The 24,510-nt window shown below is 50.2% G+C and carries 21 protein-coding genes and 1 pseudogene; 15 read left to right on the forward strand and 7 right to left on the reverse strand.

Annotated elements, in window-relative coordinates:
* The first annotated feature begins 38 nt into the window (after positions 1–38).
* From ISF27_RS06705 to ISF27_RS06730, 6 genes are all read left to right on the forward strand, one after another.
* Entirely contained in the window at positions 39–1,592 is a 1,554-nt protein-coding gene (locus ISF27_RS06705) for a glycosyltransferase family protein (protein WP_194610389.1), read from the forward strand.
* The gene (locus ISF27_RS06710) at positions 1,576–4,146 is read left to right on the forward strand and encodes an LTA synthase family protein (RefSeq protein ID WP_194610392.1); all 2,571 of its coding nucleotides are present in this window, start codon (positions 1,576–1,578) and stop codon (positions 4,144–4,146) included. The genes ISF27_RS06705 and ISF27_RS06710 overlap by 17 nt, the downstream gene beginning before the upstream one ends.
* Before the next feature lie 50 nt (positions 4,147–4,196).
* On the forward strand, positions 4,197–4,502 hold the full coding sequence (locus tag ISF27_RS06715; RefSeq protein WP_194610394.1) for a nucleotidyltransferase family protein: 306 nt from the start codon (positions 4,197–4,199) through the stop codon (positions 4,500–4,502).
* Positions 4,489–4,899, forward strand: coding sequence for an HI0074 family nucleotidyltransferase substrate-binding subunit (locus ISF27_RS06720; protein WP_194610397.1), 411 nt, complete (start codon positions 4,489–4,491; stop codon positions 4,897–4,899). The genes ISF27_RS06715 and ISF27_RS06720 overlap by 14 nt, the downstream gene beginning before the upstream one ends.
* A 61-nt stretch (positions 4,900–4,960) precedes the next feature.
* On the forward strand, positions 4,961–5,254 hold the full coding sequence (locus tag ISF27_RS06725; protein ID WP_235986060.1) for a DUF4160 domain-containing protein: 294 nt from the start codon (positions 4,961–4,963) through the stop codon (positions 5,252–5,254).
* A gap of 9 nt (positions 5,255–5,263) precedes the next feature.
* Positions 5,264–5,560, forward strand: coding sequence for a DUF2442 domain-containing protein (locus ISF27_RS06730; protein ID WP_194610399.1), 297 nt, complete (start codon positions 5,264–5,266; stop codon positions 5,558–5,560).
* A gap of 123 nt (positions 5,561–5,683) precedes the next feature.
* Here ISF27_RS06730 and ISF27_RS06735 read toward each other — a convergent pair whose 3' ends face one another.
* On the reverse strand, positions 5,684–6,541 hold the full coding sequence (locus ISF27_RS06735; RefSeq protein ID WP_194610402.1) for a YitT family protein: 858 nt from the start codon (positions 6,539–6,541) through the stop codon (positions 5,684–5,686).
* 269 nt (positions 6,542–6,810) lie between these two features.
* Between ISF27_RS06735 and ISF27_RS06740 the strand changes: the two genes are divergently transcribed.
* The gene (locus tag ISF27_RS06740; protein ID WP_407926062.1) at positions 6,811–8,079 is read left to right on the forward strand and encodes an IS110 family RNA-guided transposase; all 1,269 of its coding nucleotides are present in this window, start codon (positions 6,811–6,813) and stop codon (positions 8,077–8,079) included.
* 129 nt (positions 8,080–8,208) lie between these two features.
* On the opposite strand, the gene ISF27_RS06745 is transcribed toward ISF27_RS06740, so the two are convergent.
* From ISF27_RS06745 to ISF27_RS06755, 3 genes are all read right to left on the reverse strand, one after another.
* Entirely contained in the window at positions 8,209–9,651 is a 1,443-nt protein-coding gene (locus tag ISF27_RS06745) for a sigma-54 interaction domain-containing protein (RefSeq protein ID WP_194610404.1), read from the reverse strand.
* Positions 9,652–9,817: 166 nt separating this feature from the next.
* The gene (locus ISF27_RS06750; RefSeq protein WP_194610406.1) at positions 9,818–11,173 is read right to left on the reverse strand and encodes a sodium/glutamate symporter; all 1,356 of its coding nucleotides are present in this window, start codon (positions 11,171–11,173) and stop codon (positions 9,818–9,820) included.
* A gap of 38 nt (positions 11,174–11,211) precedes the next feature.
* A complete protein-coding gene (locus ISF27_RS06755; protein WP_194610408.1) occupies positions 11,212–12,375 on the reverse strand; it encodes an alanine dehydrogenase in 1,164 nt (387 codons plus the stop codon).
* Positions 12,376–12,824: 449 nt separating this feature from the next.
* Between ISF27_RS06755 and tnpA the strand changes: the two genes are divergently transcribed.
* The 4 genes from tnpA to ISF27_RS13655 all read left to right on the forward strand — a co-directional run bounded on the left by tnpA (position 12,825) and on the right by ISF27_RS13655 (position 15,898).
* A complete protein-coding gene (gene tnpA / locus ISF27_RS06760) occupies positions 12,825–13,205 on the forward strand; it encodes an IS66 family insertion sequence element accessory protein TnpA (protein ID WP_194610410.1) in 381 nt (126 codons plus the stop codon).
* Complete coding sequence (gene tnpB, locus ISF27_RS06765; protein WP_194610412.1) at positions 13,195–13,557, forward strand: IS66 family insertion sequence element accessory protein TnpB; 363 nt, start codon at positions 13,195–13,197, stop codon at positions 13,555–13,557. Before tnpA ends, tnpB begins: the two co-directional genes overlap by 11 nt.
* 297 nt (positions 13,558–13,854) lie before the next feature.
* Complete coding sequence (gene tnpC, locus ISF27_RS06770; RefSeq protein ID WP_194610414.1) at positions 13,855–15,459, forward strand: IS66 family transposase; 1,605 nt, start codon at positions 13,855–13,857, stop codon at positions 15,457–15,459.
* Complete coding sequence (locus ISF27_RS13655; RefSeq protein ID WP_456236837.1) at positions 15,452–15,898, forward strand: hypothetical protein; 447 nt, start codon at positions 15,452–15,454, stop codon at positions 15,896–15,898. Before tnpC ends, ISF27_RS13655 begins: the two co-directional genes overlap by 8 nt.
* Positions 15,899–16,129: 231 nt before the next feature.
* Here ISF27_RS13655 and ISF27_RS06780 read toward each other — a convergent pair whose 3' ends face one another.
* Both ISF27_RS06780 and ISF27_RS06785 read right to left on the reverse strand, forming a co-directional pair.
* A complete protein-coding gene (locus tag ISF27_RS06780) occupies positions 16,130–16,714 on the reverse strand; it encodes a Mu transposase domain-containing protein (protein ID WP_194610416.1) in 585 nt (194 codons plus the stop codon).
* Positions 16,683–16,985 (reverse strand): hypothetical protein, encoded by a 303-nt coding sequence (locus tag ISF27_RS06785; protein WP_194610418.1) that lies wholly within the window; start codon positions 16,983–16,985, stop codon positions 16,683–16,685. Before ISF27_RS06785 ends, ISF27_RS06780 begins: the two co-directional genes overlap by 32 nt.
* Before the next feature lie 783 nt (positions 16,986–17,768).
* Here ISF27_RS06785 and ISF27_RS06790 point away from each other — a divergent pair.
* From ISF27_RS06790 to ISF27_RS06800, 3 genes and pseudogenes are all read left to right on the forward strand, one after another.
* On the forward strand, positions 17,769–19,196 hold the full coding sequence (locus ISF27_RS06790; RefSeq protein WP_194610420.1) for an IS5 family transposase: 1,428 nt from the start codon (positions 17,769–17,771) through the stop codon (positions 19,194–19,196).
* A gap of 157 nt (positions 19,197–19,353) precedes the next feature.
* Positions 19,354–20,694 (forward strand): annotated as a pseudogene (locus ISF27_RS06795) (IS1634 family transposase); the annotation flags it as partial.
* Between the two features lie 13 nt (positions 20,695–20,707).
* Positions 20,708–20,944 (forward strand): hypothetical protein, encoded by a 237-nt coding sequence (locus ISF27_RS06800; RefSeq protein WP_194610422.1) that lies wholly within the window; start codon positions 20,708–20,710, stop codon positions 20,942–20,944.
* Between the two features lie 348 nt (positions 20,945–21,292).
* Here the strand turns inward: ISF27_RS06800 and ISF27_RS06805 are convergent, their stop codons facing one another.
* Positions 21,293–22,594 carry an IS30 family transposase gene (locus tag ISF27_RS06805; protein WP_194610424.1) on the reverse strand — a complete coding sequence of 434 codons (1,302 nt, stop codon included), beginning with the start codon at positions 22,592–22,594 and terminating at the stop codon, positions 21,293–21,295.
* An 804-nt stretch (positions 22,595–23,398) separates the two neighbouring features.
* Here ISF27_RS06805 and ISF27_RS06810 point away from each other — a divergent pair.
* Positions 23,399–24,445, forward strand: a complete 1,047-nt coding sequence (locus ISF27_RS06810; protein ID WP_235986062.1) for a reverse transcriptase/maturase family protein — start codon at positions 23,399–23,401, stop codon at positions 24,443–24,445.
* The last annotated feature ends 65 nt before the right edge of the window (positions 24,446–24,510 follow it).

A 24,510-nucleotide genomic window follows, 5' to 3' on the forward strand; every position in this document is an offset into this window, starting at 1 on the left:
GAGAGTGTACAGTGAACAGGATATTCAGAAAAGCGATATTGGTTCTTTGGGAAGTGATCTTCCTTGTGACGGTTTTTCTCATGCTGGGAAAGCAGCGCGTCTGGAATGTGACGGCATCGAAGAATTTTTCCCTCGAGAATGCCGGCTACCTGATCATGGGGCTTATGATCTGCATCGCAGTGTACTTCCTGAACCGGAAATTCGGCCGGAGAATCGAAGACTTTCTGCGGCGCCGGAACCGCATTCTCCTGGGAGTCACGCTCCTGCTTCTTTTCGTTTGGGAGATGTATGCCTGCTACGGCGGCTATTTTGAGTCCGGATGGGATGCGCAGACGATCCATGATACGGTTTTCTACGAGGTCACCAATGCCTACCAGAATATTGATTCGGAGTATTTCTCCTGGTATCCGAACAACAAGCTGATCGTCTGGATTTTCACCGGGATTGTCCGGACATCGCTTTATCTGGGATTTTCCAACTGGGAGTATGCGCTTGTCGTGTTTCAGATTGTGCTCGCCGTCGTCACGATGTTCCTCGTCTACAGGGTGACCTTTTCGCTGACGAAGAGCTATCGCTTCTCCTGGGCGGTCTATGCTGCGGCCTGCCTCTTTGTCGGCCTGTCGCCCTGGCACATTGTCGTCTATTCGGATTCCACAGCGCTGATTCTGCCGCTGCTCATGGTACGGATTTACCAGCAGGCCGGGAGCACGGAGAACAGGAAGAAAAAGGCGGTTCTGTGGATACTGCAGGGCTTTCTGGGGGTGGCCGGTTTTTACCTGAAGCCCCAGACGATGATCGTGCTGATCGCTTTGGTCATCGTGGAGATTTTGACCGCACTGCACAAAGTTAGCCGGCCAAAGATCCGTGGTCTGGCGGCCAGGTTCTCGCTGATCGCTGGCGGCGTGCTAGTGTTCTGCCTCCTCTATACGGCGGGGGTTGCGCCGTCGCTCCATATGGAGATTAACCCGGATACGACCATCAGCTTCCGCCACTATATTATGATGGGGCTCAATTCGCGGACGGATGGGATATATTCCGACCGGGACCGGCTGTTCACGGAGTCATTTTCCACCAATGAAGAGCGGAACGAGGCGGACATGCGGGTAGTCAGGGGGAGACTCAAGATCTATGGACCGGGCGGGCTTCTCTATCACCTGGGTCGGAAGCAGCTGGTCAATTACGGGGATGGCACATTTGCCTGGGACGTGGAAGGCCATTCCTTTAACGGCGACCCGGCCTGGGCGGAAAATGCGGCCAGCGGCCTTGTCCGCTCTCTGATTAAGCCAAACGGGGAAAATTATGATGTATTCCTGTCCTACATGCAGATGATCTGGATGACGCTGGTGTTCTTTCTCTGTTTCACTATTTTCTATGGGAGAGATATTTCGGAGGGGACCCATTCCGACCGGGTGATCCTGGTCATGCTGCTGTCGGTGATCGGGCTTACGCTGTTTGAGCTGCTGTTTGAGGCCAGGGCGAGGTATCTGTTCTGCTATTCGCCGGTTTATGTTATTCTGGGAATGACAGGGATCAGAAATGTGTTTCATGCGGCGGACAGATATATCAGGTTTAGAGATGATGGCATTCGTTAAGACAAGAAAAAAGGAACTTATCCGGGGGATTCTTTTGATTCTGGTGATCAGCGCGGCGGTCATGGCTTTGGCGCTCGTGAGCTATCCCCGGATGACCTTTGACCGGAGTGCGCTGTACGGGGCGCAGAACGAGAATCTGAAGGATTTTTCGGAAAATGATGGCGCGATCACGGCGGAATCGAAGGACCCCTGGATCGCAGTGCCGATCGGGCAGAAGCTGGGCGTCTATTCGGTCCGGATTTATGTCTCGGATATGACCGGTCAGAACTGCGCCTATATCTATGTCTCCAACAGCGAGGGATGGTTTGATCAGTACCGGTTTCTGAAAAATGGCATGGACGAGATCAATTTTCGCTTTCAGGTTCTGCCGGCGGAGACCAATTATATCCGGCTCGATGTCACGGATGTGCCTGGAAATTCCATGCGGGTGGATTATGTCGTCATCAATTCCTGGCGGTCTGTGATCTCCGGCGTGTTTCGGGAACTTGTGCGGTTCTGGCTGGCAGCTGGCTTGATTTATGTGCTTTTCAACCGTTGGAGGGCACAGAAGAACAGCCGGGAGGATGGCGGGAAGGACGGCCGGAAGATCCCGGCTCTGGCGCTCATCTGTTCCGCCATTCTCATTGCCGCCTGGCTCGGCCTCACCATCCGGGATTATTCCTTTGTCGGGACGGTGGATGACCCGGAAATGCTCTGGGGCGCGTATTTCGGCGGGGCGGCTGCACTCTTATGTCTGGAGAGAAGAGGAAAGTATGAGGGATTGTTCCGCCACGGCGCTGTCTGGCTCTTCGCGGCGTTCAATTTCTGTCTTATTGAGCTGCTGTGCCCGACCGCATTTACGGAGATTTCCGCAGGCGGTGTCTTCCTCAATATTGCGATTCTTGCCGCCGGGTACTATCTTGCCGCGATTTTCTTCCCCGAGAGCAGGCTGATCTTTCTTCTGCCGAACGGCCTGTATCTTCTGCTGGGACTGGTCAATCACTATTATGACCTGTACCGGGGGCAGCTGTTTGAATACTCGGACATCCAGTTCGCGGGCACGGCGGCGAAGGTCGCAGACCATTACCGCTTTGCGGTGGACGGCGCGGTGCTCTGCGTGCTGCTGGCGGAGGCCGCCGTTCTCACTGTCGTCTGCCTGCTGGCGTATAGGGATTTTGAGAAATTCGCTCTCCGGTTGTACTTAAGGCGGCGGTTAGCCGCTCTCGCGGGTGCCGGGTTGACCTGCCTTCTCGCTTACTCCTCATTGACGCCGGTCTCTCTCTGGAACAACGACGAGAGCGCCGCAGAATACGGGTATATCCGGTCTTTCCTGAGTTATGCGAAAATGTCCCTGGAGCGCCCGGTTCCTGCGGGCTATGACGAGAATGCGGTTAAGGAAAAGCTGGCCTCTTATGCAGGAGGCGGCATGAATAACGAAAAGCAGGACTCCCATTCGGGCAGCGGGACGGAGACGGAGGAGCCGGCGCAGAATGTGATTGTCCTCATGAATGAGGCATTTTCCGATCTGCCGGCGGTCTATGGATTCGAGACCAATACCGATGGTATGCCTTTTATCCATTCTCTCTCCGGGGCAAATGTCCGGAAGGGCATAATGATGCCCTCGGTCTTCGGCGGTGGGACGGCGGACACGGAATACGAATTTCTGACCGGGAACAGTGTGGCGTTTCTGAATGCCGGGAGTGCGCCCTATACCCAGTACATCAACAGCAGCCGGCCCAGCATGGCCAGCGAGCTTGCCGCCGACGGCTATCGGACGGTGGCCTTTCACCCGGAACACGAGTCCAACTATAAGAGAAATAAGGTTTATCCGCTGCTGGGCTTTCAGAATTTCCTCTCCATCGAGGACGAGCTCACCTATACCGACACGGTTCGGAATTTTGTCAGCGATGCCGCCGATGTGAAGAACGTGGAGGAGATTTACCAGCAGAGCCAGGGAGAGCCAACCTTCATCTTCAACGTGACGATGCAGAACCACGGCGGGTACAGTCAGGATAAGAGCGCCGTCGACGTCACCGTTTACCCGACGGATGAGCGGCTGCAGAATCCCGAACTTGAGGAATATCTGTCTCTGGTCCGTCTGACGGATTCGGCGTTTGAGGACCTTGTGGGTTATTTTTCCAATGTCCCGGAGAAGACGATCATTCTGATGTTCGGCGACCACCAGCCGGGACTCAGCGACAGTGTGTATGACCTGCTGGACCCGAATCTCACCGGCGATGCGGTGTCGGCGGAGTACCTGGAGGAAAAGTACCAGGTTCCCTATATCGTATGGGCGAACTATGACCTGGACGAACCGGAGGTGCCGCGCATATCCCCGGGATTCCTCCATTCTTTGTTCCTTGATTATGCGGATATTGCGATGAGCTGCTACGACCGGCAGATTTACGAGTGCATGCAGAGCTGGCCGGCGGTCAACGCGCTGGGGTGCTATAATGCAGACGGGCAGTATTTTCCGACATCCCAGGTCGATGCGGACGAAGTGCTTTCGGATTACCGGAAGAGTGCGTACTACAGTCTGTTCGGGAAGAAGATGGAGTGGGGGTATTTCCAGTGAGAGGGCAGCAAAATGTGTTTCGCTTTGTACAATAATGTCAGGAGGCGCAAATGGATGAACAATTGACAGAAATCCGAATTCCGGGGAGAGTCCTGCGGGATATTTGCCGCTTTGCCGAGGCTGCGTCTGTGAAGAAACTGGTATTGTTTGGTTCAAGGGCAAGAGGGACGAACACAAAGTCCAGTGATATCGATCTTGCGGTTTATGGTGGCAGCTTTGACCAGTTTTATGAGGATATTCAGGAAAAAACATGGAGTCTGCTGACATTTGATCTGATTGATATGAATGGAAATATTACGGCAGATTTGAAAAAGGAGATACAGCGGGATGGGGTGATCATTTATGAAAAAAATTGAAAACTATTGCCGATGTTTGAAAGTGTTGGAAAAGGGAAATTTTGATCTGGCTGAAAATGATGAGATTTATCGCATGGGCATGATTGGACAATTTCAGCTCACGTTTGAACTCGCCTGGAAGGCGCTGAAGTTCATCCTGGAGCAGGACGGCGTGGGCGGAGCGGAGACTGGATCGGCGCGGGATATCCTGAAATTATCTGCGAAGACCGGCTTCCTGGAGGATGAGGACATCTGGCTTCTGATGCTGAAGAAGCGGAATCAGTCGACGCATATCTACAATGAACAGGATGCAGACGAGCTGATGATCCTGATCAGGGACAGCTTCATCCCGGCTTTTCAGAGACTGGAACGATTCCTGCTGAAGAAGCAGCGGGAGATCGAAGAGGACGAGGGTTGAATTGATGCGGATGCCTGTTGCTTGTGGTAGAATTTATCTGTAAATAGCTAATAAAATTCGGATGATTACAATCAGAGGTAGTAGTATTATGCCAGAGTTAAGTCGTTTTGGCGGTATGGTCATTTATATGTTGTTCCGGGATATCGGGCAGCATAATAAACCGCACGTTCACGTATACTATGGAGAATACGAAGCTGTCGTTGCAATAGATGGAGAACTGCTTGCTGGCTCCATCCCGCGCAAGCAGCTGAAAATTGTGGCTGGATGGCTCGCATTTCACGAAGAGGAAGCTTATAAGGCATGGAATCTTGCGGTCAAGGGCGAGCATTTTGACAAGATAGCACCGATGAAATGAGGTAGGACTATGTATGTTAAAGATGATGTATGCTATGCGGGTAAGTTGACGGATGACATAAAAGTTACAGATGTGAAACCTCTGCGAGGGCACATGATGCTTGTCACGTTTTCAACAGGGGAACAACGTCTGTTTGACGCAACTCTTTTGAAGGGTTCTGCCTTTGCACCACTCATGGATGATGAGATCTTTACTCATCCGGTTATTTTTCATGGGGTGATTACATGGAATAATGGAGAAATTGACATTGCACCGGAAACCGTATACAAAGAGAGCTATGCGTATAATCAGAAAGAAGCCATGTAATGTCCGGTAGAATGTGAATATCTCTATCAATCAGTAAAAAGTCGGATACAGGATAATACGTTCAGGTGAATGAAACAACGCAGGCCTCCGGAAAATCGGGGGCCTGCGTTAAGTTTTTGCTCTTCAGTGGGATTCCACGAAATCCTTGAATCCCAATCCGTACACTTCTGTGGTCTGGGTGACCATGACAAAGGCGTCAGGATCGGACGCGTAGACGAATTCCTTCAGCTGAGGAAACTCGGATTTTCTCGCGGTGCAGACGACAACGGAAAGTTTGTCGCCGCTGTATCCGCCTTTCCCTTCCAGGATGGTCGCGCTGCGGTCCAGCACGTCGATAATCTTTTTTACAATGATCTCCGGATGCTTGGTGACGATCTGTGCCTGGACGCCGACATCACTGCCGTAAATGATGGCATCGATGACTTTCGTCTGGGCGTAGAGGCTCAGCATGCCGAACAGCGCCGCGTCGATATTGCCGAACACAAACGCGGAGACGGAGAGGATGCAACTGTCGATAGCCAGGAGCAGTTTGCCGATCGGCATGTGAGGCGCTTTCTTCTGCACCAGATACCCGACAACATCGCTGCCGCCGGTGGTGGAGCCGGAGATGAAGATGAAGGCCATTCCGATTCCGACCAGAATTCCGCCATAGAGACTGCTCAGCAGACGGTCGCCGGCGTAGACCGGACATATCGGTGCCACCAGGTCGTCCAGAACAAAGGAATTCAGAACACAGGCAAAGGTTGTCCGGATGGTGAAGCCCTTGCTCAGGTTAAACCATGCAAGGATGAGCAGGGGAACATTGATGACCAGGATCATTTTCCCGACGGGAAGCAGGGAAAATACGTGATTAATCATCAGTGCCACGCCTACCGCTCCGCCCGGAGCGATGTCTGCCGGCTCGATGAAGGCGTGGGTGCCGATTCCATAGATGACGCATCCGGCAAGAAGCCAAAGGAAAGATTTTATGTTCTTTCCCATCAGGTTATTTACCTCCTCCTATAATAAAGTCGTAGGGTAAAGATGACCTGACAGCCAGTCAGGCTCTTATCCCTTCATTGCCAAAACTGTTAGAATGGAATGGCATGGTTATGACGCCATCCTCCTTGGACCCACAGTATATTCTGTGGCGTCCGTCAGAAAGCCAGTCGTCCAGCCATCCTCATTCGCAGCCGTTCGGTTTATGCAGGTTGAACCGCCGTTGACAGTTACAGTGCGTTCGTATGATACCCCAGGAGATTGAATAGGCAATGAGAATTCTGGAACCATTGCAACTCTTTATTCTGGAGGAATCAGTTATGTTAAACGCGGTAGGTATTGATGTATCAAAGGGGAGAAGCACGGTTGCTGTCCTGCAGCCAGGCGGTGTCATCGTCCATAAACCCTTTGACGTACCTCATAAGTCCAGGGATCTTCATGATCTCGCCCAATACCTTGGCTCTCTCGAAGGAGATACCAGGGTTGTGATGGAGAGTACGGGACGTTATCATGAGCCGATCCGGAATGCTCTTTCTAAAGCCGGCCTCTTTGTATGTACGGTCAATCCGCATCTGATCAAAAATTACGGAAACAACACAATCCGTAAGGTCAAAACGGATTCCGCCGATGCAAAGAAAATAGCCCGCTACACCCTTGACAACTGGGCTGAGCTCCGTGAATATACAAATATGGACACTACGCGTACTCAACTGAAAACTCTTAATTCGCAGTTCAGCTTCTTCATGAAGCAAAAAACTGCCGCAAAAACGAACCTGATTGCCTTGCTCGACACGACATACCCTGGCGTCAACAAGTTATTTGACAGCCCGGTTCGTGCCGATGGAAGCGAAAAATGGGTTGATTTTGCGTATTCTTTCTGGCATGTGGACTGTGTCCGCAATGCCGGTATAAAAGCGTTTACAGACCGCTACAAGCGTTTCTGCAAACATCATGGTTACGAGTTCCAGGAAGCCAAGGCAAACGCCATATATAAGGATTCCAAGGAACTTATAGCCACTTTGCCTAAGGAAGCTGTTTATAAAGAGCTGATCCAGGAAAGCATCCGGCAGTTAAACCTTTTGTCGGAAAATGTGGAGCACATCCGCAAAACGATGAACGAACTGGCATCTACTCTTCCCGAGTACAATACCGTTATGAACATGTACGGTGTAGGCTCTACTTTCGGTCCGCAGCTCATGGCCGAAATCGGGGATATCTCCAAATTTCAGCATAGAGAAGCTCTGACCGCTTATGCCGGTGTGGACCCGGGAAAGAACGATTCCGGGCAAGAAGTGCACAACAGCAGCCATGCATCCAAATGCGGCCCGTCGCGCCTTCGCTGCACCCTATATCAGATCATGACAACCATGCTGCAAAACGGAGTGAGGGAAGACGATGCTGTCAGCAGCTTTCTGTTCAAAAAGAAGGCTGAAAACAAGCCGTATCTCGTGTACATGACGGCCGGCGCGAATAAGTTCCTTCGTGTTTATTATGGCAAAGTGAAGGAATGTCTCCACAACCAGGAGCAAGCTGAACAGTAAAACTTCCGCCCAACATATTGCTTCCATTGTCAGACCGCCCTATGCAGACGGCCTGGATACTTGTGACCAAAATCCATCTCTAAACTTTTTTCAAATCACCCCTTGACTTTTTATTAGCAGGCTTTCTGTTCAGGGAGTTTCTTGCTTCCCCTGAGCCAAATGAAATTGCTGTACACGCCGCTGAAGGGTGGCGCGCGGAACTTCCAGAATCCTGGCTGCCTCGGTCACGTTGCCGCCGGAGGTCTCCAGAGCCTTCTGAATCACCTGCTTTTCGTAATTTTCCACAGCCTCACGCAGTGGGAGAGTTTCCTGACCTTGCGCGTCTTCGCCGGCCTCGCGATTTTCTTTGAGAGTCCGGAGGCCGAGTTTCCTCATTTCCTCAAGCCTGGCAGAGACATCGGAAAGCCTGAGGGTTTCATCCTCACGGCTGACCATGCTCATTCCGTAGACGATCAGATTTTCCAGTTCCCGGACATTGCCCGGCCAGGGGTATTCCTGCAGTTTCCGCATTAATCCGGCGGAGATATATTTCACATGTTTTCCAAAAGTCGCGTTATGTTTGCTGATGTACCGCCGCACGAAGACGGCGATGTCCTCTTTCCGTTCCCGCAGCGGAGGGATATTGATCTGCATCATGCTCAGCCGGTAGTAGAGGTCCTGACGCATCTGCCCTTTCTGGATAGTTTCAAATGGTTCTGTATTCATCGCCGCGATGATTCGGACATCGGCGGCGAGCGTATCTTTTCCGCCCAGATGCCGGAAGCTGCCGTCCTGGATCACGCGGAGAATCTTGGCCTGAAGGCTGATGGGCATCGAATTGATCTCATCCAGGAAAAGTGTGCCCCCGTCGGCCAGTTCAAACAACCCCTTGTGATCCACTGCTCCGGTAAAGGCACCTTTTTCGGTGCCGAACAGGATGCTTTCCAGCAGAGTTTCCGGAAGAGCAGCGCAGTTCTGTACAATAAACGGCATATTTCTCCGGGCACTGGCATTGTGGATCGCCTGGGCAAAGACTTCCTTTCCTGTCCCGGTTTCCCCGTAGATCAGGACCGGGAGAGAAGTTCCCGCCACGACGTACACATAGTCCCGGACACGGCGCATGGCCGCATTTTCCGCCACGATATCTTCCACGGTAAAAGAAGCGCGGTCGTGGTTGGTGATCAGCTTTTTCCCGATCGCGCTGATGTCGTCCACGGTCAGATCAATCCGGTCATCTTCCGGGACACTGTCTTCAGTGCAGGAGAGGTCAATGGCCCCGACGACCCGGCCGCCCCGCTTGATGGGGACAGACAGGGCGGAGATCAGTGTCGTGCCGTGCCCGATCGTAGTGAGCGGCTGGTCCTGAACATAGACGGGATAGCCCAGCTGCATGGCGCGGTAGATGGAACTGTTTTCCGTGTTGATATTCTGAAAGACGTCAAAGAGTTTCTTCCCAAGAAGATCGTCCTGCCCTTCCATATTCCCGAGCTTTTTGTTCATTTTTGCGCTGAACAGGATTTCCCCTTCCAGGTTGATGATGGTAATTCCATCGATATAGCCTTTCCCTTTGAACAAATTTTTCAGATCCTGCATGGGTGCACATCCTCCCTTCACCAAGAAAAAATTATGCCGGACACAGATGTCATTGTAGCAGACATGCACCCCTTTTTCCTATGACTTGATTTCTTTTTATGACTGTCCTCATTCCGGACAGCGGTGTGTTTTGCCGCAATCCGAAATGAGGTGGTTAACAGATATCTTATTTTTCGTAGCCGGGCCGCGTTTTCGGCTCTTTCGCCCACCACCAGTGGAACATCCGGCAGACGATGAAGCAGGCAGCGCTGATGGCGAGATAGATCAGGCAGAAGGTCCAGTGCTGGCCTTTCATCAGCATAACCGGGCCCAGCGACCAGGCAAACATTTCAATCGGTGTGTTGAGCGAACCGACGATGGCGGTATCATTCAGCGTCTTGGAACGGTTCTCCGGGTCAACAATCCGCAGCAGCACGAAACCGATGGCAAATACACCAGTGGAGTAGCCGTACACGAAGATGGACCGCTCAAACCAGCTGAGATCATTCATTGCCGGACCGACAACCCAAAGCATCCAGGAGACGATGACGATACCCACAATCAGAAGCATGGCAAGTGGGACCGCATACTTGATAATGACCGGAATCTTGATGGAGCAGATGCCGAAGAAGACCAGATAATCGGTAGCCGTGCCGGAAATCCTGCTGATGATGGTATTGTCGATGTAGCTGTAGGCAGGTGTTCTTTTCAGAATCAGGAACATTGCGATGCCCAGCAGGAAGGAAAACAGATAGCTGGGCAGGTCCAGCCCGGTGCTGTTGTACACCAGCTTCATCAGGCAGTATCCGACTCCGGACGGAAGCAGAAGGAGCGCCAGGTGGAAGGCCAGTGTGTCCAGCGCGGTCGAGGAGATGGTCTCATTGCCCATGGAAGCCCGGTTTTCCGGCGCGACAAGGCCGGTCCTGAGGTCTCCGGAGATGTAAGAGAAGTCCTTGATATACGCAGTGTAACCCTTTTTCGCTGCCAGCTTGATGTAGAGAAGACCGCCAAAGATTCCTGCCAGAAGGCCTACGGTTGCGCAGGTCATGGCGATATCCGAGGCATCGGCAAATCCCAGGTCCTGCAGCGCCGAACCGACTGCCGCCGCTGTGCCGTGGCCTCCGGAGAATCCGGAGGCGAGCAGAAGGCCGAAGGAGTAATTGATGTTCGGGAACAGGCGGGAGATCACCAGGATGGAGAAGATCACCGGGACGCTGAACTGAATGGCCTGGGCCAGTGTCTTGTAGCAGAAGTAGGAACCTAAGCGGGAGATCTCTTTTTTCATGTCAGAGCTGGAGAAGGAGAATCCCTGCAGCCCGACAGAGGCAAAGATCAGAATAATCAGTACGCCGGGATAGCTTCCGATGGAATCCGAAAACGGGAGAATGCCGGTCTGCCTGACGATCAGCGCCAGAATACCCGCCACCATGGCAGAGGGCATGAAGAACTTCTGCACAAACTGGATTTTTGCCCGGATAATCTGACCCACCAGGATAAATGCGGATGCTATGGAAAAATCTAACAGAAAATCATTGACGGTCATAACCAGGATACCCCTCCTTCTCGCATTTCCCCCGCGGTTTACAGTTTAATGAAGTTATCGGATTTTGTCACAGTTGCTGCCGGAGCAGGATCCAGTTTCTCGTTGGCGATGCCCAGAATGTCCTCAGGACGAATCCACGGTCTGTTCTGGAGTGCGCTGGTCTCTTCGTGAGTGAGGTATCCCTTATATGCCGTGAGACTTCTGCGGAGATAGCCGTCCTTAGCGCAGGCCTTGGCCACACCATTGTTGAGGATGCTGCGGAAGTGCGGAAGAACGGAGGCCGCATAGGCGATGGATGTGGACTGGGAGATTGCCCCCGGAATGTTGCTCACGCAGTAGTGGACGACGCCCTCTTCGATATACATAGGATCGGCGTGGGTTGTCTCATGGAAAGTCTCGATGCAGCCGTAGTCATTGCTGATGTCCACGATGGCAGAGCCCTTTTCCATCGACCGAACCATTTCCCGGGTGATCATAAACTCTTTGGCGGTCTTGGGCCATTTCACGCAGTTGTAAACCACATCCGTGTGCGGAAGAATCTGGGTGAGGTTATAGCGGTTGGAAATTTCTGTGTCCACTTCCTCGTTGAACTGGCGTCCGATGTCACGAAGGGTTCCGATATTGATATCCATGACGGTAACCCGTGCACCGAGGGAATGAAGAATCGAAGCGCAGGCTCTGCCGACAGTACCTCCGCCGACAACCAGGGCACGGACGCCCGGTGCGCCGCCGAGCCCGTTCACGCATTTTCCTTTGCCGCCGTTAATGGAGAGGAGAGCATAGAGGCCCATCAGCGCGCCCTGCTTTCCTGCTGCCTCACAGTTCGGGGAGCCGTAGCGGTGGCAGTCCTCAGCGGTGAAGGCGATGCACTTGCTGTCCAGGAGGGCCTGCACTTCATCCGGATGCGCCGCAGGGTGAATGCAGGTAAATACGATCTGATTCTCACGCAGCAGCTTGTATTCGATCGGCTCAAATTCCTTGACCTTGGTGACGAAATCGCACTGGCCATAGATTTCTTCCATGGTATCCACCAGTTTGGCCCCTTCTGCCACATATTTTTCGTCCGGGAAACCAGCTCCTTCGCCTGCGCTCTTCTGTACCAGGATTTCATGTCCGTCCGCGACCAGTGCGCTCACCTCAGCTGGGGTTGCGATCACGCGATATTCGCCGTTTTTGATGTCTTTCAGAATTCCTACCTTCATGATATTCTCTCCTTTTTTCTGCACAGGGCAGATATGTTTTTTCTGTTCCCTGATCCTCCGGATGATGCAGGAAACATTTTGTTTTCAGCATAGTAAGATGCAATTTCTGTGCCAATTTTTCGATTTCGGGTTTTTGAGAGAGAACATGCGGAATAAACGCCCAGTTTACGGCATTTATCCGCCCGGAGATGGTATTGAACGAGGGGAGAACTATGAAGATAACAGGCTGTGCGTGCTCATAAATGGTCTTTTATGCGCTCATATGTGAGCTGTACATATCAGCTTTGACGATGGGTTCGGACGACGGAGGGGTATAAAGGCAGAAAGGCTGGCACATTCCCGTGGTAAACGGTAGACCATAACTACCTGTTGCGGCGTGCTCAAATCTTGGATAATCAAATCAGAAAAACCTAAGGTTTTTCCGACTCACACTAAGGAGGGATTGTCCCATGGATCAATGCACGCATGACATACGTAAGCAGCAATGGGCAAAAATGATTCAGCAGTGTAACTCCAGCGGCCTTACCAAAAGGGAATGGTGCCGGCAAAACGGCATCAGCACAAAAACATTTTACTACAGGCAGAAACAAATGCGGAATGAAGCATACTGCGCTTTGGCTGGAAAAGCTCAGCCAGAGCAGGTTCCTTCGACCCAGGTCGAGTTTGCCGAAATTGAGCTCCCATCATCTGAATCGCTGAGTATGGAGACAGTTTCAGAATTCCATCCTGATGCAGTCATCCGGACTTGTACCATGACAGTTGAAGTATCCAGCCATGCTTCAAAAGAGATCCTGCGCCTGATCAGAGCGCTGATAAATCATGCTTCGTAAATTAACTGGCCTTACAAAAATTTACATCGCTTGTGGCAAGACAGACCTCCGAATGGGGATCGACGGCCTTGCCAGCATTGTAAAGGAAAACTTTCATCTTGATCCATTTCAGACGGATGTCCTGTTCTTGTTCTGTGGAACCCGCAGGGACAGATTCAAGGGGATTGTCTGGGAAGGCGATGGTTTTCTCCTTCTCTACAAGCGCCTGGAAGCTGGAAGTTTCAAATGGCCCCGGACATCCTCGGACATGGAGGAAATCTCGCCGGAACAGTTTCTCAACTTGCTGGATGGCTTGACGGTAATCGATGTGTCTACCGTCAGGACTGACCTGCATCCTACCGAGATTCTCTGACGTTTTGTGCAAAACAGAGAACTTGAACGTGACCGGACAGCATTCCGAGGTGGATAACGCCCCGCCGAAAACGCTGGCATGTGGATACTTTCCGCAATTGTTTTTAGTGAAAGCCTCTTCCTACGGAAAATGTCACCGGATGTTTGAAAATCACCCGTCCTATGTGCCCTCGTGGACGAAAAATCCCCTGCACTTTAGGAGTTATCCACAGTCATTATGACAAACCTCCCCCAGCAGCAGGTTCGCCTTTTTTGCAGGTTTCAGCTATAATGAAATCCGAAAGAAAGGCAGGGGCATATGGCAGCAAAACACTTCACCGAAGAAGAATTGAATAACCTCGATAAGCAGGCCATCATCACGCTTGCCTTGTCTATGCAGGATCAGATCCAGCAGCTGACGGACAGCATCAACCGTCTCACTGAGCAGGTCGCGACGTTAAACCAATATCGTTTCGGGCGGCGCACAGAGAGAAGCTATATCATCCCAGATGGGCAGATGAACCTCTTCGATTTCTTCAACGAAGCAGAAGCTGTCCATCAAGAGAATCCAGATCCTGGGGAACCTCCGGTTCAGGAAGTTGTGATTCATCGCAGAAAGAAAGCCAAGGGCAAACGGGATACAGATTTAGAGGGGCTTCCTGTAGAGGTGATTCATCACGAACTCAGTGAGACACAGCTCCGGAGAATCTTCGGGGACAAATGGAAATGCCTCCCCGATGAGGTCTATAAACGGCTGCGTTATGAGCCTGCCAGGTACATCGTCCAGGAACACCACATCAAAGTGTACGCCGGGACAGACAACCAGACCATTGTCCATGCGGATCGCCCGAAGGAGCTTCTTCGCAACAGTATCGTCACGCCGTCGCTTGAGGCGGGCATAATGAACGCAAAGTATGTCAATGCTGTCCCTCTCTACCGCCAGGAGCAGGAATTCAAACGGAATGGCATCAGCATCTCCCGCCAGGTCATGGCGAATTGGACGATCCAATGTTCAGACCGTTACCTATCCCTCATGTATGACTGGCTGCATGAGAAAATCTATAGTTATCATGTGCTGCAGGCGGATGAAACCCCGGTTGTAGTTACACACGACGGAAGGCATGCGGGCGCGAAAAGCTACATGTGGGTTTACCGCACGGGGAAGATGTATACGGAAAAGCCGATCATCCTGTATGAATACCAGAAGGAGCGGAAGGCTGATCATCCGCGGGAGTTCTTGAAAGCGTTCAACGGCGTGTTGGTGACCGACGGATATCAAGTATATCATCAACTTGCGAATGAGCGGCATGATCTGCATATATCCGGGTGCTGGAGCCACGCCAGACGCAGATTTTCTGAAGCGGTTAAGGCCGCGGGGGATCAGAAGGCGAAAACATCTGTTGCCTCAGTGGCGTTAGAAAAGATCGCAGAGATCTATCTTGCTGATAATGCGCTCGCGGACATGACGCCGGAACAACGGCTGAAATCCAGGCAGCTGACAGTGAAGCCTCTTGTTGAGGCCTTCTTTGCGTGGCTGAAAGAGCTTTATCCGCAAATCCCGGCAAAAACCAAAACCGGAAGCGGTTTCAGCTACTGCCTGAACCAGGAGCGGTACCTGAAATACTTTTTACAGGACGGCGAAGTGCCAATCGATAATAATGCCGCGGAGCAGACGATCCGCCCATTCTGTATTGGCAAGAAAAACTGGGTCATGATTGACACAATTGACGGGGCGAAGGCCAGCGCCGTGATTTACAGTCTAGCTGAAACAGCAAAGGCCAACCATCTGAATCCGTTCCGCTATTTTGAGTTTCTTCTCACCAGGATCCCAGAACACATGGATGATACAAACCTGTCATTCCTTGAAGATCTGGCGCCGTGGTCTGAGGCTCTCCCGGCGGAATGCAGGAAGCAACTTGATTAATAATGGACAGTCGGGCTGTCAGCAATGGCAGCCCTTTATCTGCTACGGTATGCATGATTTACCGTTTATAGTCTACGAACTTACAACGGTAATTACGTCTGCATGCTTCCACACAACAGGCAGACAGGAAATAAGACTTGCCGGCACCGGTGACTCCATAGACCCCGACGTTCTGCCGATTCTCAGCGAAATGAAATTTCAGGATCTGTTCAACGGTGGCATCATTGTAGATGCGTCCGTTGCCGGTTTTCAGATTCTCGGCCAAAGCACCTTTATTGATCAGGCTGCTGAGCCGCAGATTTGTTTCAAACCTGTTGTTGAGTGTTTCTATTTCCTGAGGTTCCAGAACCTCACGGATGAACTGCTAAGTGGTATAGCTGCCGAATTCAGGGCTTTTAGACAGTTCTGCGAAACGCTGGGCGGCTACCGGCAGGGATAGTGTATCCAACATCTCATAGATATCAGTAGTCTTATTCTTCATTGCCAGCCTCCGTTTCCTGACGCTTCAGCAGGTTCTTAAGGGAATACTTGCTGTCATCATCTTTGTAGGCGCCGGATACGGCTGTTGCAGCATCTTCGTTGGGGCTACTCTGTGGCATTGTATTTTGCAACGGCTCTTTATGGTAAGTTGAGATAGTGTTACAGATATAGGAATAGTTGCATCTCCCAGCTAAAACGAGCAACGTTCCAGGGCTTCCGGCGAGTACTTTTCCGCATACCGCAGAATACCAAAGCAGCTTCGGAATGACTGCACAGGATAAGCGTATTTCTGAATGACTGCATCGATCAAAGCACGGGTGCTGGGTCCGATAGCAGATGCTTTCTGTTGAAAATAAGGCACCGTCCAATAGCCATAGTCTTTGTATTCGGCAGGCATATCCGAGGGGATGATCACCCAGTCTTTCGGTGTGTAGCTCCGCTTATGCGTCCGGATGAAGTCACCGTGTTTGTTATAGACATAGATTTCTTTTTCCCCTGCCCGGATCTCGAGTTCCTGTCGCAGATATTTCCGGGGCATGCTATAATGGACCTTGTCGAAGGTGAAGGAGAAATCTTGTGCTACTTTAACAGTCTTTCGTTCAAGATATTCAAAACGGCTGGGCGGAAGAAGCAGGAGAGTCTCCTTCTCTTCTGTTGTAAAGAGATCGTACCGGGAATAGGTGAGTCCTTCAAAGGGCTTCCGGTTCTCAGCATCCACCTTTTCCATCAGGACACGGTTTAAATCATCCAGCGAATAAAAGACCATATCTTCCATATCCATGAGGATGTGCATGGTAATGATCTTTACGTGGCCTTTCACAACTGGTTTCCAGCGGGGGGGATTTCACTTTGGCAGGGGTTAAAACCGTATTGTTATGTTCTGCCCATGCCTGGAAATCTTTATTCAGGACAGGGCTGATCCAGTCCTTGTTCCGGGCAACTGCCACTTTGCAATTATCCGGGGTGATCGTCAGCGTCACGCCGCCAAAATAGGTCAGAGCATTATTATTGACCCGGATCCAGTTCCGGATATCGCATTCGGTCATTTCTTCAGCGTAAAAGTAATCACTGTAGGTGAGGGCAGCGATAAAGATCGTGACCTTTGTGGTCTCATCCGGGTTCCGGCGGTTATGCAGATAGAGCTACTTCCCCGCATAGTCCAGCTCGAGATTGACACCGGGATAACGTTGGATGTGGAAGGTCAGCTGTTTGGAATCAGCCCATTCGCTGTAACACCTGCAGTACTGGCGATAGCTCATTGGCTTCTTTCCATCTAGACACCTATGGCATTGTATTTCTGCCACAGATGCTTCCAGGGTCTCTCCTTTGCGGGCCAGAGCCTTGTAGACAGCTTCCTTGTTAAAATCCCGGTAGAGGAGCTGATCCGCCGATACACCAGGCCTTTTATAAAGCATGTTTCCGATGTATTCATTCGGGACATCTGCCGGTAAAGGGTATGAAAGTTCCGGATTCTCTCTGAAACGCTTCAGGAACTCGTTGACAGTTGTTTTGCTGCAGTCGCCGCAGCTTTCGGTGATTTCACGGCAGCTGAGATGGTTCACAAAGTGAAGCCTAAGTACTTTTTTTGTAATCCATAGTAGGACCTCCAGATATAATATTTCTCCATTTTGAGGAGATGCGCTTATTATATCTGAAGATCTATTGTCCGGTTAATATGTCATTACTTGTCCGCTAATTAGTGTCTGCTCAATAGCGTAGAATGCAATATTTACTGACAATAACGGCGGATTGCGGTATAATAAGTGCAAAGATTTTTGCAATTTCTCCTAATTTCTTTGCACTTATTGATATATCCGAGGCAGTCCGCCATGTACAAAAAACCGTCCGAGCACCAGATTTCGATTTTTGATTTCAACCAGAGCTGTGGAACACCGCTGGATGAAAACAATGAATGGGTCCGGCTTGCAAATGCCATCGACTGGACAAGCCTGGAAAAAGTGTACGCTTCTCTCTTTCCCTCACACGAAGGACGGCAGGCCTTTCCTCTGCGTGTTGCTCTCGGTGCTCTGATCATTCAGAAACGTGAGGGGCTTTCTGACCGCAGGCTGGTTAAGGAAGTCGCCCAAAACCCGTATTACCAGTACTTCATTGGTATGGACCGGTTTTCGGACACCTGCCCGTTCAAGCCGACAGTTCTCGTGTATTTTCGCCGCAGGCTGGATTCCCGTTTTCTGATGATGGCGAATGAAGAATACCTTGCTGCAGGCGCTGCCACGCCGGAACATGCCGGCGATAAACCGGAAAAATCCGCCGACGGGGAGAACGTGGGGACTTTCATTCTGGATGCCACCTGTTCTCCGTCCAACATCAAGTATCCTCAGGACTTTGTGCTTCTCAATGATGCCAGGGAGAAGCTCGAAGAGATGATTGACTATTTCCATCACCAGTATCATCCATGGACGAAGCCCAGAACATACCGGAGGCGCGCAAGAAAAGAATATCTTGCCATGGCGAAAGCCAAAAAACGCCCGACGAAGAAGCTCCGGAGCCTGATCCGTAAGCAGCTTGGCTGCCTGAATCGCGATCTGCGGTATCTGGAGGCATACATGACAGAAGGCTATGCCCTGCCACAGAAGTATATTGACTGCTATCTGACCGTCCAGAAGCTGTACGAACAGCAGAAGTACATGTTTGATAACAACACTCACAGAGTGGATGACCGGATTGTGAGCATCAGCCAGCCGTATATCCGTCCCATCGTGCGCGGCAAAGCCAAGTCTCCCGTGGAGTTTGGCGCCAAGTATGATGTCAGCATTGACGAAAAGGGCCACGCCCGCCTGGAGAAGCTCCAGTTTGATCCTTACAATGAGAGCTCTGTCCTGCAGGATGCGGTAGAACGTTATAAGGAACGCACCGGGCATTATCCGGTACGGGTTCTTGTTGACCAGATCTACAGGACAAGGGCGAACCGTGCTTACTGTAAAGAGCACGGCATCCACATCTCCGGCCCGAGACTGGGGCGTCCCGCAGCCGATCATAAGGCTAACCGGGAGGAGTATAAAGACAACACTGACCGGATCGAGGTAGAGCGCTTCTTCAGCAGGGAGAAGCGTTGTAACGGCGCTGGTCTCATTATGACCAGACTGGCTGAAACAACACTGGCATCTATCGCATTATCAGTCTATGTCACCAACCTCTTCGCAATTCCTACAGGGAATCTTTTTGTGCTTTATTTTGCGGACTGCGGATACGGGCCGGAAACAGCGCAGTTCATCGAAATGGACGATGCAACGTGAGCAATTCGCCAGAATTCCGGGCTGCACTGTACGGTTGGCAGCCGTCCAGATACCTTTGCAGTTTGCTAAAATTGGACCCAATGTTGAGCAGACACTAATTATGTCTCAGACTGTCCGCCGAATATGGCACAGATGTCCGTTTATCCCGACAATCTGCAATTATCTCACTACAGAGAATAATGCCGGACAGTACTATCCGGATTATGCCTATAACCATCCGCTTTTCACGCCGGAGTATAAGATCTACAGCGACTCCACCGTATCGACCTTCATCAGCCAGATCTCAGTGGAGGACAGCGTTTCTTTCCAGAACGAATGGAACGCGGTCAAGAAAAAGCAGGATAAGATCTATATTTCCTATGATTCTACCAATAAGAACTGCCAGGCCGGTGATATCGAGATCGTTGAATTCGGACATGCCAAGGAAGACCGGGGGCTTCCGATCTTCAACTATTCCATAGCGTACGATTGCAACAACCGGGAGTCGCTGTTCTACGAGACCTATCCGGGCAGTATCGTCGATATCTCTCAGCTTCAGCTGATGCTGAACAAGGCCGTATCGTATGGGTATAAGAATGCCGGTTTTATCCTGGACAGAGGGTATTTTTCCAGAGAGAACATCCGGTACATGGATCATCTGGGCTATGATTTCGTGATCATGGTCAAGGGGATGAAGTCTTTTGTGAACGATAAGATCCGGGAAGTCCAGGGAAGCTTTGAGGAGAAACGGCAGTATACGATCCGCCGGTACCAGGTAAATGGTACGACCGTAAAGACAAAGGTCTTCTATTCGGATGAAAAGGATCGGTATCTGCACATTTATTACAGCTACAGTAAAGCCGCTTCGGAGCGTGAAGACTTGGAATCAAAGATCGACCGGATCGCAGCATACTTGAAAAAGCAGGAAGGACAGCCGGTCATCATTGATAAGAGTTATGAGAAGTACTTCAGCCTTGAGTATTATCACGAAGGAAAAGATGACCAGTGTTTTGTCTGCGGGATAGAAAAGGCTTCTGTCATAGAAGAAGAACTGAAGATGTGCGGATACTTCTGTATCATTACTTCAGCTGAAATGTCTGCAAAAGAAGCGCTTGATCTCTATAAGAGCAGGGACGCCTCGGAAAAGCTGTTCAAAGCGGATAAGAGCTTCCTGGGCAACCGGAGTCTGAGGGTATATACGGGTGAATCTCTTGAAGGAAAGATGCTGATCGCGTTTGTCGCGCTGATCATCCGGAACCGTATGTACACGAAGCTGAAAGATGAGGAAGAAGAACTTCTGGAAAAGCCGAACTATATGAACGTGTCGGCATCCATACGGGAGCTTGAAAAGATAGAGATGATCCGCCAGGCAGACGGCGTGTACCGGCTTGATCATGCAGTCACGGCAACACAGAAAACGATACTGAAAGCGTTTGGAATCGACACGAACTATGTAAAAAGGAAAGCCCGGGAGATCAGCGACCAGCTGAACCCGAAGGTGCGGAAGGTCAGGATATAGGAGGGAAAGCAAGATGGCACGCGGAAGACGTAAGGTCAACACAGACACACTAGATGCAAAGATCGAACAGCAGAAGGCTGCTCTGGAGAAAGCAAAAGCGAAATACGAAGCAGAGAAAGAAACGCTGGCAGAGCTGATCAAACTCCGCAATGAGATGCAGAAGGAAGAACTGATGGGAGCTGTTATAAAAAGTGATCGCTCTTACGCGGAGATCATGGCGTTTATTAAAGGCGCTCCGGAGACAGAATAAAGAAAACAGACAGTAATATGTAAGTGAGACCGCTACTGGCTGTTGATTGGTTGAGTGTCAAAAAGGCTGGAAGTTAAGAGGGTCGGTTGAAATCCGAAGTTCCAGTTTGAAGGGGTAACTTCTACCATTGCCTGGATTGCAACCGAAAGTTCCATTTTTTCGCCCCGTGCTACTGTACATCTGATTCTGAAACGGCTATAACTGGGGCATAGAGACGGCCGTTTCTATAAAAATGCGTATCTTTATAAGAGGTCGAGCCTAAAATCCGAAATTCGGAACTTTTAAGTTCCACCCCTAAATCTGGTGCATGGGATGGTTCTCCGGGCTTGTTGCTCCGACCGATACGTATTAGTTCAACAGCTCAGGGCTCAGACTGATTTCGTCAGGTGGAATCAGTTTGAGCCCGAGCTTTTTTAAGATTGCCTCTCCGTACATGAAAGCGAACATCTCATAGGGACTCTTATTGCCCAGAGACGCTCTCCTGTATGAATTGATATGGCTCATCATTAGTGTGATCTGCCCCTGAGTATATGGTGTGATATCAACGCCTTTAGGAATAATGCGGCGTATCATTTCATGATGTACCTCACAGCTCCCCTTCTGATAAGGAGCAGAAGCATTACAGTAAAACATGCGACTGCGACGGTTCCCTTTGGCGTCGAATTCGATTCTCTTCGGATCGGAAAACTCGCTGCCGTTGTCTGCCAGCAGTACCGGAAACAGTGCAATAAACGTGTCCGGGCCAAGTTCAGAATAAAAGCGGTTAAAGATGTCAATAACTGACTGCGCATCGTTGTGATTGCGGCGGAAAGCCAGCTGCAGCCCCGTGGACGGGAAGGTGACCGTCAGCATCACCGCACCGCCTTTAACGCCCTCTACGGAGTCGAGTTGGGCCACAGGAGTATCAGGGTGTTCCTTCCTGTACTTCTCATAGTCCTGCAGGGTACGCCCTTCCCTGCATTTGGGATCGACCTTGATCGTATCAGGACGCTTGCGGCGGGGCTTCATCCTCACCTTGCGGGGCATATCGATGTTCCTGGCGGTAAACAGGCCGGCATCCATGTAGGTGTAGAGAGTCCGCTCTGTGACCATCAGTTCATCCATATGGTTCAGGCATATATGGTGGAGGGACTGGCCTTTACGGATCAGAGGCGAGATGATGTCATCCAGACGTTTCTTTTCCTCATCCGAGACAGCAAACCCCTGCCTTGTTTCTGACAGAACCTCAGAGTATTCCGCCTGGGCTGCTGCAGCATCGTAGATGCATTTTTCAAGTGTGCAGTACCGCTTATCAGGGCAGCCGTTGCAGACATACGGAGGTTTGGCGAGCCTGGGACATTTCTCCTTCTCATACATGATGCAGCGATCTATGCATCTGCCACAGATAGAGCAGAAGCGGGTACGCGCCCTGCTCTCGGGGCAGATATGACAGACACCGGAAAACTGACAGGTCTTGCGCCTCACACAGTCGTTGAACGGACGTCCGTAAGCACCGGTCTTCCTGAAAACCATGTGGGAACGAATCTCTTTGGAGATAGTGGAGCAATCCTTACCTATCTTCTCACCAATCTCCTTGAACGACTGCCTGTTATTCAGACCAGTCTCGATGTGAGAACGGTCTTCGCTATTCAAATGACTATACTTAGCCATCAGGTCCTCCTGTTCTGGTCGGAGCAACAGGTGGTGGACCAACAGTGGCTATTGTAGTCCTTTTTCGGAAGAATTAACCTCCAGTATTTTTTTGGAAGGATTAACTTCCAGTTTTAAAATTTGCGAGTGGAACTTCGTTTAGCAATTCACCTGGAAGTTAAGAGAGCACTTTGCGTATAGACTACATGCGCAGTAAACGTTGAATTATCATGTATCTTGTGCTATAATCACTCTTGCCTTACAAGATGTTGTAAGGGCTGAGAATTGTTGTCAACAGTTCGCCAGCGAGCTCCGATAAGAGCGGTTGGGTCAATCTGTCTGAGACGCAGACCAGAGCGGTCAGCACGAAGATGGTGATGATTAGGAACATGACAAAGTCCTCCTGCTTGATTATACAGTAATTAAGCATTGCTACAATTGGATAGCTGGTAATCAGACGCAGTATCAGCTGCACCCTTGTTACCACGATTATTTGTATACCCATCGGCTAAGGAATGCTATCCTCCATGCCAATGGGTATTGCAATTTAAAGGAGAGAGCATTATCGACGAATGGATTTTAAAACCGGAGACTGTTGCGAAAAGCAAAAAGTATTATGCTCACTTTGATTGCCGGACTGATATCAGAAAGGCTGCAAAAAATGTGACAGCTCCGAATTGGGTGGCTCATCATGGTTTTTATCCGTTTATCCATTATAAGAAAGACTATAGTAAGTATACCAGCAAGGGAATGAAAGATAAAAAACGGGACATATGTTATGCGGCACATATAGACCGCTGCATTTTACAGTTCTATTGTCACCGGATGAACGAGGTGTACAATCAACGCATCATAGAGTACCATATCGAGGATGTTCCGGTTGCATACCGCTCAGATCTCGGTCTAAACAACATTCATCTTGCAAAACAGGCCATTGACTTTATTAAAGCCAATCCGAATGCCTATGTGCTGATAGGAGACTTTACAAAGTTCTTTGATAATCTGGATCATGCATACTTGAAGGAGCAATGGTGTAAACTCCTGGGAGTTGACCGGCTCCCTTCTGATCATTACACCATTTTTAAGAATATAACCAGATACAGTGTATGGGAGTTGGATGACCTGCTCGAAATAAATGATCTTCCCAAAACGAGTTTAGGGAGAAAAAAGCTGAATGCTATGCGCACTGTTCTGACAACAGATCAGTTCAAAAAGTATCGTTCACATATACATAAGAACCTCAATTCATATGGGATTCCACAAGGGTCACCCATCAGTGCCTTACTGGCAAATGTTTATATGATGGAGGTCGATCAGAAAATCAAGGCGATTGTGGCGCAGCATAACGGGAAGTATATGAGATACAGTGATGATTTCATCATTGTTCTTCCTGCTGAGGAATCCGTTGCTAATGACGCTATCAAATCTGTCAATCAGATAATCCATGATACTCCTGGACTGGAACTGGAGCCGAAGAAGACGCAGATATTCAGAACGAATCTTCCTGAGATAATAAACGTGGGCGATTCATTTCTGGAGCATGCGGATAAATCAAAGAATGTAATAAACTTTTTGGGTTTTACCTTTGATGGGAAAAAGACGACACTCCGGCCGAAGACAGTAAGCAAGTACTATTATCGAATGTACAGAAAAGCTCATGTGATAGCAGAAAATCCCGGACAAAAGGGAAAGGATCATCTCTATGAAAGGTACTCAGAAAGAGGTGCCAGGTCAGGAGATGGGAAAAAAGGGAATTTCTTTACATATGTTCAGCGGGCTGAAAAAATATTTGGAGATGCCGAAGAAATTCGGCAGCCTGTAAAGAATCATATGGCTAAGATCCGAAAAGCTCTTAAAGAAGGTAAAACATAAATCTCGGGCTTAGCTGAGGCCCTTTGGCGTAACGCCAATTCTTACGCCAATCGGAACACGATGTA

Source organism: Clostridium vitabionis (assembly GCF_015351765.1).
Lineage (GTDB): Bacteria > Bacillota > Clostridia > Lachnospirales > Lachnospiraceae > Clostridium_R > Clostridium_R vitabionis.